This window comes from Stutzerimonas sp. NM35 (genome assembly GCF_054604355.1).
This window is the reverse complement of the sequence record NZ_CM137728.1, coordinates 3,274,845-3,286,921: the sequence shown is the minus strand read 5'-3', so window position 1 is coordinate 3,286,921 and position 12,077 is coordinate 3,274,845. Positions and strand designations below refer to the sequence as shown.

The 12,077-nt window shown below is 61.2% G+C and carries 12 protein-coding genes; 9 read left to right on the top strand and 3 right to left on the bottom strand.

The features are described from left to right. Window positions 1-146: 146 nt before the first annotated feature. On the top strand, window positions 147-1,121 hold the full coding sequence (locus ACYCFC_RS15120) for an IS110 family RNA-guided transposase (protein WP_459652006.1): 975 nt from the start codon (window positions 147-149) through the stop codon (window positions 1,119-1,121). Window positions 1,122-1,243: 122 nt separating this feature from the next. On the opposite strand, the gene yihA is transcribed toward ACYCFC_RS15120, so the two are convergent. Then, window positions 1,244-1,879 (bottom strand): ribosome biogenesis GTP-binding protein YihA/YsxC, encoded by a 636-nt coding sequence (gene yihA, locus ACYCFC_RS15115; RefSeq protein ID WP_181082499.1) that lies wholly within the window; start codon window positions 1,877-1,879, stop codon window positions 1,244-1,246. 301 nt (window positions 1,880-2,180) lie between these two features. Here yihA and ACYCFC_RS15110 point away from each other — a divergent pair, with 301 nt between their 5' ends. The 5 genes from ACYCFC_RS15110 (at window position 2,181) to ACYCFC_RS15090 (ending at window position 7,155) form a co-directional block, all read left to right on the top strand. Then, complete coding sequence (locus tag ACYCFC_RS15110; protein ID WP_181082498.1) at window positions 2,181-2,813, top strand: c-type cytochrome; 633 nt, start codon at window positions 2,181-2,183, stop codon at window positions 2,811-2,813. 186 nt (window positions 2,814-2,999) lie between these two features. Further along, entirely contained in the window at window positions 3,000-3,629 is a 630-nt protein-coding gene (locus tag ACYCFC_RS15105) for a thiol:disulfide interchange protein DsbA/DsbL (RefSeq protein ID WP_181082497.1), read from the top strand. Window positions 3,630-3,635: 6 nt separating this feature from the next. Next, window positions 3,636-4,505 (top strand): endonuclease/exonuclease/phosphatase family protein, encoded by an 870-nt coding sequence (locus tag ACYCFC_RS15100; protein ID WP_459652105.1) that lies wholly within the window; start codon window positions 3,636-3,638, stop codon window positions 4,503-4,505. Then, window positions 4,502-6,373 (top strand): GGDEF domain-containing protein, encoded by a 1,872-nt coding sequence (locus ACYCFC_RS15095; RefSeq protein ID WP_459652104.1) that lies wholly within the window; start codon window positions 4,502-4,504, stop codon window positions 6,371-6,373. The genes ACYCFC_RS15100 and ACYCFC_RS15095 overlap by 4 nt, the downstream gene beginning before the upstream one ends. A gap of 5 nt (window positions 6,374-6,378) precedes the next feature. Next, window positions 6,379-7,155, top strand: a complete 777-nt coding sequence (locus tag ACYCFC_RS15090) for a peptidoglycan recognition protein family protein (RefSeq protein WP_459652103.1) — start codon at window positions 6,379-6,381, stop codon at window positions 7,153-7,155. A gap of 277 nt (window positions 7,156-7,432) precedes the next feature. On the opposite strand, the gene ACYCFC_RS15085 is transcribed toward ACYCFC_RS15090, so the two are convergent. Both ACYCFC_RS15085 and algB read right to left on the bottom strand, forming a co-directional pair. Further along, window positions 7,433-9,220: a KinB sensor domain-containing domain gene (locus tag ACYCFC_RS15085; RefSeq protein WP_459652102.1), complete on the bottom strand. Its 1,788-nt coding sequence runs from the start codon at window positions 9,218-9,220 to the stop codon at window positions 7,433-7,435. Next, the gene (algB, locus tag ACYCFC_RS15080) at window positions 9,217-10,563 is read right to left on the bottom strand and encodes a sigma-54-dependent response regulator transcription factor AlgB (protein ID WP_181082492.1); all 1,347 of its coding nucleotides are present in this window, start codon (window positions 10,561-10,563) and stop codon (window positions 9,217-9,219) included. The genes ACYCFC_RS15085 and algB overlap by 4 nt, the downstream gene beginning before the upstream one ends. Window positions 10,564-10,841: 278 nt before the next feature. Here algB and ACYCFC_RS15075 point away from each other — a divergent pair, with 278 nt between their 5' ends. The 3 genes from ACYCFC_RS15075 (at window position 10,842) to ACYCFC_RS15065 (ending at window position 11,945) form a co-directional block, all read left to right on the top strand. Beyond that, a complete protein-coding gene (locus ACYCFC_RS15075; RefSeq protein WP_181082491.1) occupies window positions 10,842-11,270 on the top strand; it encodes a ferritin-like domain-containing protein in 429 nt (142 codons plus the stop codon). Window positions 11,271-11,466: 196 nt separating this feature from the next. Next, entirely contained in the window at window positions 11,467-11,703 is a 237-nt protein-coding gene (locus ACYCFC_RS15070) for a hypothetical protein (RefSeq protein ID WP_181082490.1), read from the top strand. A gap of 71 nt (window positions 11,704-11,774) precedes the next feature. Beyond that, the gene (locus ACYCFC_RS15065) at window positions 11,775-11,945 is read left to right on the top strand and encodes a DUF1328 domain-containing protein (protein ID WP_003282841.1); all 171 of its coding nucleotides are present in this window, start codon (window positions 11,775-11,777) and stop codon (window positions 11,943-11,945) included. Window positions 11,946-12,077: the final 132 nt, after the last annotated feature.

Sequence of the window (12,077 nt, the reverse complement as noted above, 5' to 3'; positions counted from 1 at the left end):
CTTAAGCTTCGAGCTTGTGACGTAGATAACGCTGCACTCCTCCGCACTCATCCAGTAAGTCCGAACGGTATCTTGAGCCACGAGCTCGCATTAGCAAGGTAGGACGGATGCAGTGACGATCTACCCGTTCACTGAGGAGGAAAACCATGGCCATAGTCGTTGGCGTCGACATCGCCAAACACACATTCGACATCGCAACCTTGCAGAGCAACGGCAAGCACCGCACCAAAGGCAAGCTGACCAATGACTCAGCAGGCTTTGAGGTGTTCCAGCAATGGCTGCTCAAGTACGCCGAGCCGCAGGCATGGGTCGTCATGGAGGCGACGGGCATCTACTACGAAGCCCTGGCCGAATGGCTGCTCGCGCGAGGTTACCGGGTGTGCGTCCTCAACCCGGCCCAGGTTGCCTATTACGCCCGCAGCCAATTGCAGCGGGTGAAGACCGACAAGGTCGACGCCAAGCTCATTGCCGATTATGGCAGCCTGCATCAGGCCAAGCTGCGTGCCTGGCAGCCTGATCCACCGTCCATTCGCCGCCTCAAGGCCCTGGTGCATCGCCTGAAGGATCTTCAGGAGCTGGAGCAGATGGAACAGAACCGCCTGGACGTGACCCGCGAGACCAAGGTCAAGGCGTCGATCGAGTCGGTTCTTGAACATTTACGCCAGCAAATCGCCGAGACGCTGGAAGCGATCAAGCAGCATTTCGACGACAACGATGACTTGCGCGGCCAGCGTGACCTGCTCACGAGCATCGACGGCATTGCTGAGCGGACAGCAGCGCTTCTGCTGGCTGAACTGGGGGACATTCAACGCTTCGGCAGCAGCCGAGCGGTCACCGCTTTTGCAGGGCTCAATCCCAAGCTACAGGACTCGGGAATACTCAAAGGATATGTGCGGATTTCCCGCATGGGGTCGGCCAGCTTGCGCGCAGGGCTCTACATGCCAGCCATTACGTCCATGAGCCGTAACCCTGCCATTCGGGCAATGGTCGAGCGGATGAAAGCCAGAGGCAAAGCCGGCAAACAGATCGTCTGCGCGGCGATGCGTAAATTGCTCTGTATCGCCTATGGCGTGTTGAAATCCGGCGAACCGTTCAACCTCGAACTCGCTATTGCGAAGTGAGGGGCAAGACGGTATCTACAGCAGCGCAAGTTATGCCTTCGTAGGTCGAATTAGCCGAAGGCGTAATCCGACGATACGCAGGTGAAATCCGACGGGGCTGTCGCCGGTGGCGCGTTAACGCATCAGGCTTCAGGCTCTTCGTCGAACATCCCCAGCAGCTCGGCAAGCTTGAGTTGCGCTTCCTCGACGCCCTGGCGCTTGGGTGCGGAGAACAGCTGTACGCTGACGCCGTTGCCCCATTCCCTGTGAATGTCGCGCTGGATCGCCAGCAGAGCGCTTTTCGCCGCACCGAAGGCCAGCTTGTCGGACTTGGTCAGCAGGATATGCAGCGGCATTTCGCTGGCGCCGGACCAGTCGAGCATCATCCGGTCGAACTCGGTCAGCGGGTGGCGGATGTCCATCATCAGGAATACCCCGGCCAGGCTTTCGCGGCTGCTGAGGTAGGCTTCGAGGTGGCGCTGCCAGTGCTGCTTGAGCGGAATCGGCACCTTTGCATAGCCATAGCCGGGCAGATCGACCAGGCGGCGCTCGTCATCCAGGCGGAAGAAGTTCAACAGCTGGGTGCGACCAGGCGTTTTCGAGGTGCGCGCCAGGCTGGCATGGGTCAGGGTGTTCAGCGCGCTGGACTTGCCCGCATTGGAGCGACCGGCAAAGGCGACTTCCAGTCCCTCGTCAGCCGGGCACTGATCGACCTTGGCGGCGCTGGTCATGAATGTGGCTTGCTGGCAGAGGCCGAGAATCGGGTTTTTCGGGAGCATGATGGTTCCGGTGGGGCAGCTGGGCTGCAGCATCTTGTCAGAGCGACGAAACGTCACACGGACCTCGATGGGGCAATGGTTCATTTCCGTTTCACGGTTGCCAGTATATAATGCCGCAGATTTTGTGCGCGCTTTGCTCTGAAATGAACACCCTGATTCCGGTTTTCCGCTTCTGCAGGAGCGGACGGCAGGTTGCGATTTCGAGTGGTGGCGCCAGCAAGCATAACGAGCGTGCCGCAGCCCGTGCTGCCGGTGGCCGACAAGTTTCCCTTTAAACCCTTAGCCGTAGTTGGATGAGCTGATGAACAAAGTACTCGTGAGTCTGCTGTTGACCCTTGGCATCACCGGTATGGCCCATGCGGCTGGCGACGCAGAAGCCGGTCAGAGCAAAGTTGCCGTGTGCGGCGCTTGCCACGGGGCCGATGGCAATAGCCCGGCACCGAACTTCCCGAAACTCGCCGGTCAGGGCGAGGTCTATCTGCTCAAGCAGCTGAAGGATATCAAGGCCGGCAGTACACCCGGCGCCCCTGAGGGTGTTGGTCGCAAGGTTCTGGAAATGACCGCCATGCTTGACCCTTACAGCGATCAGGACCTTGAAGATATCGCCGCCTACTTCGCCAGCCAGAAAGGCACAGTCGGCATGGCCGATCCGGCGCTGGTCGAACTGGGTGAACAGCTCTTCCGTGGTGGCAAACTTGATCTGGGCATGCCGGCCTGCACCGGTTGCCATGCACCCAACGGCGCGGGTAACGAGCTGGCGGCCTTCCCGCATCTGGGTGGCCAGCATGCTGCCTATACTGCCAAGCAACTGGTGGATTTCCGCGAAGGCAATCGCACCAACGATGGCGATACCATGATCATGCGCGCCATTGCCGCCAAGCTCAGCAACAAGGATATCGAAGCCCTGTCCAGCTACATCCAGGGTCTGCACTGACAGCGCTTGCGTTCCTGTCGGTGAAAGAAGGGCGTTCAGGCTTTGGCCGAACGCCCTTTTTCACATTGGCGGTGTCTACAATGAGCGTCAAGAGATTGAAAAGACGCTACAAGGCGCTGGCTCGCAGGGCTTCTTTGAGGCAGCCTGTCGTGCTATCGCTCAGTCGTTCATAGCCAAGGAGTCACCATGCGCACATTCATGCTCAGCGCCATCATCGCCGCCGCCAGTCTGTTCGGCCTGTCTGCCCATGCCGAAACGTTTCGTGCAGGCAAGGAATATGTCGAGCTGACAGCGCCGGTACCGGTGGCCGAGCCCGGCAAGATCGAAGTGGTGGAGCTGTTCTGGTACGGCTGCCCGCATTGCTACCAGTTCGAGCCGGTCATCAATCCCTGGGTCGAGCAGTTGCCCGAGGATGTGGATTTCAAGCGGGTTCCCGCCATGTTCGGCGGCATCTGGAACCTGCATGGCCAGTTGTTTCTGGCTCTTGAGTCGATGAATGTCGAGCAGAGTGTGCATGATGCCGTGTTCAGCGCTTACCACAATGAAGGCAACAAGCTCGATACACCGGAAAAAATGGCGGATCTGCTTGCTGACAAGGGCGTTGACCGCGATGCCTTCCTCAAAGCTTTCAATTCCTTCGGTGTGAAAGGCCGCGCAGAGCAGGCCAAGAAACTCGGCATGGCCTATCAGATAACAGGCGTGCCGGTGCTGGTGGTCAATGGCAAGTACCGCTTTGACCTCGGTTCGGCCGGTGGTCCGCAGCGTACGCTCGACGTTGCCGATTTCCTGATCGAAAAAGAACGCGCAGCCCGGTAGCGCAGGATGTTGCGTCGCTGGAGTTCACCGCGTCTGGCCGGTCCCGGCCAGACGCGAGTCAATTCCCAATGCCTGGATGCCAGCGGGCTGCCCTGCGATGGCCGGCTGCGTCTGCTCAGTTTCAACATCCAGGTGGGGATCAGTACCGAGCGTTACCATCACTACCTGACCCGCAGCTGGCAGCACCTGTTGCCTCATGCGGGGCGCGCCGGCAATCTGCAGCGTATCGGTGATCTGCTGGGCAACTACGATCTGGTGGCCCTGCAGGAGGCGGATGGCGGCAGCCTGCGTTCAGGCTATATCAATCAGGTCGAACACCTGGCCCAGCTCGGCGCCTTTCCCTACTGGTATCAGCAACTCAATCGCAACCTTGGCCGCTTCGCCCAGCACAGCAATGGCGTGCTCAGTCGTCTGGAGCCGCAAGGGCTTGAAGATCATCCACTGCCGGGGCCGTCCGGGCGTGGCGCGATTCTGCTCAAGTTCGGTGAGGGCGAGGATGCCCTGGTGGTGGTGGTCATGCATCTGGCGCTGGGCGGCGGGACCAGAACCCGGCAACTGGCCTATATCCGCGAGCTGATCGGCGGTTACCGCCATCAGGTGCTGATGGGCGACATGAATACCCATGCCAGCGATCTGCTGGAGAATTCACCACTGCGCGACCTCGGTCTGCAGGCGCCGCAGATCGAGGCGACCTTCCCTAGCTGGCGCCCGCAGCGCTGCCTGGATCATATCCTGCTGAGCCCCAGCCTGACCCTCGAACGTGTCGATGTGCTGGCGCAGGCGACATCCGATCATCTGCCGGTAGCGGTGGAAATTCGCCTGCCCGACTCCCTGCATGGCGATGCGTTTCCCATTCCCAAGGATAGGGCGAAATGAACGAAGAAGCTTCTCGCTGGAAGGAAAAATACCTGGCTTCGCTGGAGCAGCAGGAGCAGCTCGAAGCCCGCTGGAATATCCGTCTCGATCTGTTGCGGCGCAGCCTGGTGCGCAGCAGCCTTGCGGTTGAGGGGGCCGATCCTGTGGTCGAAAAGTGCATGCGCGACTTGCGCGAAGTGCTGCGCGACGATGATCTGGATCATGGCCTGGCGGCACTGGTGCCACGTCTCGAACGTGCCGTGCTGGCTACCGAACGTAACAAGCAGGAGCGTATCGAGCGTCTGGCTCAGGGCTTTCAGCGTCTGACTGCGCAGCTGCTGGCGCTGCCGTTGCCCAGCGAAGTGCGCAAGCCCTTGAAGGTCTATGCGCGAAAAGTACGGACACGTGCGGCGCAGTCGCGCGAGCTGCCCGTGTTGCTGGGGGAGCTGGGCGAGCTGCAGGATCGGGCGCTGACCGTGCAGATGGCGGGCGCCCCGCGTCCCGTGGGCCTGTTCGGCAGGCTGTTCGGTCAGCGCGAAGCCGATGCAGCCACTGCTGTGGAGGTGACTGGCGCAGCCGTTGCGCCAGAGCCCTTGGCCGCCGACTCGCAGATTGAGCCGGAAACAGCGGCCGCCACCGCCGTGCGTGCCTCACGCCAGACGGCGCCGGTTGTTCCTGCACCCTTGCCGACGCTGCCCGATCATGACGAGTCCCTTGGCTTGCAGGCCGTAGCCGATCCCGACGAGCCGCCTGCACTGTTGGAAGAAGAAAGCCAGACGTCGGCCCTGCTCGCCAGTGCCGGCGAGACGCTGGGGTATGTGCTGCCTGCAACGCCGGAGCAGGCTTACAGCGCCATTGCCGAGCGCGTGGAGTCGATGCTGTTCGGTCTGCTCGACGATATGCAGCAATGCGAGCCGCAGCAGGCCCAGGTGCAGGCGCTGCGTGAGCGGATTCAGCGAGGCCTGAACTGGTACGAACTGGTCCCGGTGCTGGACGATCTGGCGCAACTGATGATCGCCGTGGCCAATCAGGGCCAGCGAGAGTTCGAAAGCTATCTGCAACTGCTCAACGAACGTCTGGCCAGCATGCAGGAAAGCCTCGGCGCGACGCATGACGGGCATGCGCGCAGCAGGGAGACCGCACAGGCGCTGGATGAAGAGTTGCGCCAGCAGGTTGGCGGGCTGCAGAGCAGCATGCTCGAAGCCAGTGACCTGTCCAGCCTCAAGCAGGCCGTACAGGCGAGACTGGATGGCCTGCTGGAAACCGTCGATATCTATGAGCGTCAGCGCAGCGAACATGAAAAACAGGTGGGCGAGCGCCTGAGTACGCTGGTCGCGCGAGTCGCGAGCCTTGAACAGGCCGCCACCGGCATGCGCCAGCATCTGGCCGAGCAGCGCAAGAAGGCGCTGCGCGATCCGCTTACCGAGCTGCCCAATCGGGCGGCCTGGGACGAACGCCTGGAAATGGAGGTTGCGCGCCAGCAACGCTACGGCGGTCAACTGCTGCTGGCCGTGCTGGACGTCGACCACTTCAAGCGCATCAATGACAGCTTCGGCCATCTGGCCGGCGATCGGGTCCTGAAGATCATCGCCAACGAGCTGCGCAAACGCTTGCGCAAGACTGATTTCATCGCCCGTTTCGGCGGTGAGGAATTTGCCCTGCTGCTTCCCGAGACACCGCTCGATGCCGGGCAGCAACTGATCGAAAGCCTGCGTGAAGGCATTCAGAACTGCCCGTTTCACTTCAAGGGTGAGCGCATCGAAGTCACCCTTTCGGGTGGGCTTGCCGCCTTTGTCGGACCGGAGCGCGCGGAGCAGGTGTTCGAGCGTGCCGACCGTGCGCTCTACCGGGCCAAGGATGCCGGGCGCAACCGAATCGAAATGGCCTGATACCGATGAAACTACTGCTAGCCGTCACGTTGTCCATCCTGCTGGCGGGGTGCGCCAGCGGCCCGCGCATCGACACGCGTCATGCCTCAGTGGGACATGACAGCCGCGTGCAGTTCATCGTGGTGCATTACACCTCAAGCGACCTGGCACGCTCGCTGGATATCCTCAAGGGTGATGGCGTCAGCAGCCACTATCTGATCGGTGAGTCGCCCGCGACCATCTACCGGCTGGTGGACGAGAACCGCCGCGCCTGGCATGCCGGCGACAGCCAATGGCAAGGGCGGACCTGGCTCAACTCCAGCTCCATCGGCATCGAACTGGTCAACCGGGGCTATATCGAAGGTGAGCAGGGGCGGCTCTGGTATCCGTATTCCGATGTGCAGATCGATGCCCTGATCCTGTTGCTCAGGGACATCATGCAGCGTCACGGGCTCAAGCCAGGCGCGATAGTCGGTCACAGCGATATCGCACCACAGCGCAAGGTCGATCCCGGTCCGCTGTTTCCCTGGAAGCGCCTGGCCGATGCCGGGCTGGTGCCCTGGCCGGATGCCGCCGTGGTGGCCCGACAGCGCAGCCTGTATGCGCTGCAATTGCCTGATATAGCCTGGTTCCAGGCGCAGCTCGCAGGGCAGGGTTACCACGTGCCGGGGCATGGCCATCTGGACCCGGAGACGCGCAACGTCATCGCGGCGTTCCAGATGAAATACCGCCCGACACGTTTCGATGGCGAACCTGACGCCGAAACGGCAGCAATCCTGGCGGCGCTGAGCGCAGAGCCCTGATTCGCCATGCTCCAATGAGTTCGCGGGCTTTTGCTGCTGGCGCGGCAAAGTCGGTCATAGCCTGGATTAGCCGAAGGCGTAATCCAGGTTTATGTAGGAGCGGGCCATGCCCGCGAACAAAGGTGCATGCTTCGATGCGGAATCACTTCACGGGCATGGCCCGTTCCCACGAAGGGCAACCTAGCAGGCCATGCCCGCGAAGCTTTTGCGCGCCGAATATTCGTGGCCAAGGCCCCTCCTACGGTGGTGTCTCACCACGGCTCTGCAACGACAGACTCTAAACCGGCAGTGCCATATAGAAAATGGTCCCGTGGCCGATCCGCGAGTGCACGCCGATACGGCCACCGTGCAACTGGACGATTTCCTTGCACAGGGCGAGGCCCAGACCGGCACCGCCCCGGCGCCGACCGATCTGCACGAAAGGTTCGAAGATTCGCGCCTGCTGGCTGTAGGGAATACCCTCGCCATTGTCCTCGACACTCAGGATCACCCGTTCGCCGTGGTGTCGGGCCAGCAGGCGTATCTCGCCACCGTCCGGGGTGTGGCGCAGTGCATTGCTGAGCAGGTTGTCGAAGACCCGTTCCATCTGCTGGCGGTCGAGCAGCAGTGTGGGCAGCGGCGACTGCAGTTCCAGGATGATCTCTATGGCGTTCGGCGCAGCCGTGGCGAGGAAGCGTTGCCGGGCCTCGCTGAGCAGCCGTCCGGCATCGCAGGGGATGGGGTCGAGTTTCTGCTGGCCGCTCTGATAGCGCGAGAAGTTCAGCAGATCGTTGATCAGGGTGACAAGGCGCTGCATTTCTTCATGCACGGTCTCGAACAGCTCGGCCTCGCGGCTGTTCGGCGGATGCTGCGTGCGTTCGCGCAGCAGGCTGAAGGCCATCTGCATGCCGGTCACTGGCGTGCGCAGCTCGTGCGAGGCGCGCAGCACGAACTCGTTGCGCACACGCTCGAAGGTGCGCTGGTCGGTGACGTCATGCAGCACCATCACGGCTCCACTGATCCGGCCATTGTGATGATTCACCGGGCTTATGCGCCAGGCCAGCAGTCGACGTTCGCCATCGGCCTCGATGACCAGATCCTGCGGCGGGTCGGACAGCGGCCTGTCAGCCAGAACCTGCTGTGCCGCCACGTCCAGTTCGGGATAGCCAAGGGCTTGGCCGAGGGTCGAGCCGATATGCTCGTCTTCCCACGCCAGCTGTCGTTGCGCGACCGGGTTGGCATGTTCCAGCCGACCCTGGCGATCGACGATCAACAGGCCGTCATCGATGCTGTCGAGCAGGGCCTGCAGGCGCTGCTGGCCATTGATCAGAGCTTCCACATTGGTCTGCTTGAACTGATGCAGGGCCTGCGACATCAGGCCGAAGCGCCGGATCAGAGTGGACAGTTCGGCGATGGGGGTGGCGGGCAGGCTGATATTGAAGTCGCCACGACCGATCTGGTCGGCGACTCGCGACAACTGCTCGATGGGGTCGCCGAGGCGGCGTGCGAAGCCGTGCGCCGTGACGAAGCCGATCAGCAGCACCGCCACGCCGGTCAGACCCAGCAGCCCGGCCAGCAGCTGCGATCGCTCGCGGCTGCGCATTTCGGTATCGCGAATCTGGTCGTAGGCATTCTGCTGCATGGCGACCATCAGTTCGCGCACCTGATTGAAGGACTGGCTCAGAGTATTGTCTTCGAGCAGCGTCAGCTTCGTGGTGGAGGCGGACTGCAGTTCATTGAGGAAACTGGCGTAGGCGTCGCCGATGGCTTGGTAGCTCTGATAGTCGCTTTCCTGCGACGCCTCGGCCAGCCCCTTGGCCAGTGCATTCCGGAAGATCTGGCTGGACTCGTCGAGCGCTTCGCTGTTGTACTGTTCGCGCACCAGGATGAGCAGGTGGTTGCCGAGCGCCTGGCGCAGCTGCTGGTTGACTTCGATGACGCTGAAGTTGTCGCGGATCAGCTTTTCCTGGCTCTGCGCCATCTGCACCACGCTGACCAGTGCCAGCACCAGCCCCAGCAGCGCAACGGTCATCAGTGCCGAGAAACCCAGAAACAGTCGGGTTCTCAGCTTCATCTGAAGTTTCATAGGCCGTATTGCTTGCGCTTGCGGTACAGCGTGGAGGCGTCTATCCCGAGTGTCCGGGCGGCCTGATCGAGGGTGTCGCTGCTGCTCAGCACCCCGGCAATGTGCGCCCTTTCCAGCGCTTCGAGGCTCAGTGGCTCACCGATGCGCGGCGCGCTGCCGACGGCCTGCTCCGCCAGTCCCAGGTGACTGACCTCGATCATTTCCTGCGGACAGATGATGCTGGCGCGCTCGACCACGTTGCGCAGCTCACGCACGTTGCCGGGCCAGCGATAGGTTTTCAACGCGGCTATGGCGGTGTCGCTGAAGCCCCGCGCCGGTCGCCCATAGTTCTTGACGAAGAAGGCCAGGAAACGCTCGGCCAGCGCCAGCACGTCTTCGGGGCGCTCGCGCATGGGTGGCAGGTTCAGGGTGATGACGTTGAGGCGATAGAGCAGGTCTTCACGGAAACGTCCTTCGCGAACCATTTCTTCGAGGTTCAGGTTGGTGGCGGCAAGAATGCGCACATCGGCCCGGCGCGTGACCGGGTCGCCGACCCGTTCATACTCCTTGTCCTGGATGAACCTGAGCAGTTTAGGCTGCAATGCCAAGGGAAAATCGCCGATCTCGTCGAGGAACAATGTGCCGCCATCAGCCTGGTTGACTCGCCCCAGGGTGCTTTCGGTGGCGCCGGTAAAGGCGCCGCGGTTGTGCCCGAAGAGTTCGCTTTCCATCAGCTCGGCGGAAAGCGAGGGGCAGTTGATGGTGATGAAGGCCTTCTTCGAGCGCCGGCTCCAGGTATGGATCGCCCGTGCCACCTCGCCCTTGCCGGTGCCTGACTCGCCGAGGATGAGGATGTTGGCATCGGTGTCGGCCACCTGTCGGGCGGTCTCCAGCACGCCCATCATGGCTGGACTGTGCGAACCCAGCGCATCGTTGCGCTTGCGCATCTCGCCTTCCAGCGCCTCCAGGCGCGCTGCCATCTGCCGCACCTCGAGCTGCTTGGCGGCGGAAAGACGCAGCTGCTCGGGGCTGCAGGGCTTGACCAGATAATCCGCCGCGCCCGCCTGCATGGCGTCCACCGCCGTATCCACCGCCGAGTGAGCGGTGACGATCACCACGCGCATCCAGGGCGCGAGAATGCGCATCTGCTGCAGCACATCGAGACCATTGTCTTCGCCCAGGCGCAGATCCAGAAAGCACAGATCGAATACCTGGCGCTGCAGGACGGCTTCGGCTTGCGCGGCGCTGGCTGCCGTAACCACCGTATAGCCGCGATCCTCCAGACAATAGCGGAAGGTGCGCAGGATTGCGGCCTCGTCATCGACCAGAAGAATGCGGCCACCGGTATCGGTCGTTTGATCCATGAATGCTCCAGACAGGCAGTGAAAGTCGCTGCCTGGCTAATCGGTTGGAAATGCTCGGTGCGGTTGGCTGCGCCGCGTATGTTCGGGCGCCTGCTTTAGTCTACGAAAAGCCTTGCAAGTTGCACGGTGCAAATGAGTCTTTCCCGCACCATGCAATCCTTTTTCAAGCGAAACGGCAAGGCAAGTTGCTGATTTTCATGACAAAGATTTTATTTTCCAGCTGGCATGCGGCTTGCGGCTCCTGCAGCGATGCGTTTGCACTCGTATTCGGAGGATCCATGGACCAGAACATGACACAACTCAATGAGCTCATCGAGATCACGCGCGACGGCCAGCACTTCTACCAGCATGCGATGGAGGAGGTGAAGGACGTCGAACTGCAGCATCTTTTTCGAGATATGGCCCAGGCCAAGACGCATATCATCCAGGCGCTGTCGGTAAAGGTTGCGGCGCATCAGCAGCAGCCGGCGCAGGGCGGCACCTTGGCTGGAAAACTGCGCGAAATGTACGCCGACACCAAGGCGCGTCTCGGGCATGCCGATGCGGTCTATGTGGATCAGCTCGACCAGACCGAGGAGCGCATTCTCGCCGCCTTCGAGGATGCGCTGAAAACCGCCGAGCCGGATGTGCGGGCGCTGTTGGCCATTGAACTACCGAAAATCCGGGCCTGCCACGAGCGTATGCACCGGCTCAATCAGGGTTCGTGAATGGGCGGTCTTCAGCGGTCATGCAAAGCGCACGAGAGCGATTGTCCTATCGTGCAATTTAAGTTGGAGGTCTCGTTTTTGTTTTGAATAACTCCTTGATAAATAAGAGAAAATTAAGTTAATTGAGCTGGCATGACGGCTGCAATAGAACCACTGAACACAGACAGTTTGTACGTATGCCTGGAGGGAGTTGAGAATGAATCGTCAAGCGCGTTTCTCACTGGTTAGTAAAGGTTTTCTCACCGCTGCGGTGGTTACGCTGCTCATTGGTGCTGAACAGCCGATGTCACAACCGCTCAGCCAGACACCTCATGAATCGGTGGAACGAATCCGCATGTACGACGCTCAACCAATAGGGATCGTGCAAACCGGACAGGCAGCGAGCAGGGTCGAGACCATGCCGCTGCGGTCGGAGCAGCGCTGGGTTTTCTGAGTAGTAGAGCCAGTCGGTCGTCAGTTGGCGATCCCGCTGAAGTTGTTTCTGAACCGAAGAGGAGTCACACCATGCTGAGTTGGGCCATTACATTCCTGATCATCGCCATCATTGCTGCCGTACTCGGGTTCGGTGGTATCGCAGGTACTGCGACAGGTATCGCCAAGATTCTGTTCGTGGTTTTTCTGGTGCTGTTCGTAGCATCGCTGATCTTCGGTCGAGGTCGTGGGCCGCGTGTCTGATGCAACAAGCCGCCCGCAAGGGCGGCTGCAATACCTGTAACAACCCGGCAGGTCGTTTTCCAGAACCTGTTGGCTCATCCCTCCTTACATTCCCTCATGAATTGCCAGCAGCCGTGCGCATGGCCGTCGCCT

Excerpts from the sequence above, each read along its gene's own strand:
- ACYCFC_RS15120 (WP_459652006.1), top strand. The coding sequence starts at position 147 with ATGGCCATAGTCGTTGGCGTCGACATCGCCAAACACACATTCGACATC.
- yihA (WP_181082499.1), bottom strand. The coding sequence starts at position 1,879 with ATGCTCCCGAAAAACCCGATTCTCGGCCTCTGCCAGCAAGCCACATTC.
- ACYCFC_RS15110 (WP_181082498.1), top strand. The coding sequence starts at position 2,181 with ATGAACAAAGTACTCGTGAGTCTGCTGTTGACCCTTGGCATCACCGGT.
- ACYCFC_RS15105 (WP_181082497.1), top strand. The coding sequence starts at position 3,000 with ATGCGCACATTCATGCTCAGCGCCATCATCGCCGCCGCCAGTCTGTTC.
- ACYCFC_RS15100 (WP_459652105.1), top strand. The coding sequence starts at position 3,636 with ATGTTGCGTCGCTGGAGTTCACCGCGTCTGGCCGGTCCCGGCCAGACG.
- ACYCFC_RS15095 (WP_459652104.1), top strand. The coding sequence starts at position 4,502 with ATGAACGAAGAAGCTTCTCGCTGGAAGGAAAAATACCTGGCTTCGCTG.
- ACYCFC_RS15090 (WP_459652103.1), top strand. The coding sequence starts at position 6,379 with ATGAAACTACTGCTAGCCGTCACGTTGTCCATCCTGCTGGCGGGGTGC.
- ACYCFC_RS15085 (WP_459652102.1), bottom strand. The coding sequence starts at position 9,220 with ATGAAACTTCAGATGAAGCTGAGAACCCGACTGTTTCTGGGTTTCTCG.
- algB (WP_181082492.1), bottom strand. The coding sequence starts at position 10,563 with ATGGATCAAACGACCGATACCGGTGGCCGCATTCTTCTGGTCGATGAC.
- ACYCFC_RS15075 (WP_181082491.1), top strand. The coding sequence starts at position 10,842 with ATGGACCAGAACATGACACAACTCAATGAGCTCATCGAGATCACGCGC.
- ACYCFC_RS15070 (WP_181082490.1), top strand. The coding sequence starts at position 11,467 with ATGAATCGTCAAGCGCGTTTCTCACTGGTTAGTAAAGGTTTTCTCACC.
- ACYCFC_RS15065 (WP_003282841.1), top strand. The coding sequence starts at position 11,775 with ATGCTGAGTTGGGCCATTACATTCCTGATCATCGCCATCATTGCTGCC.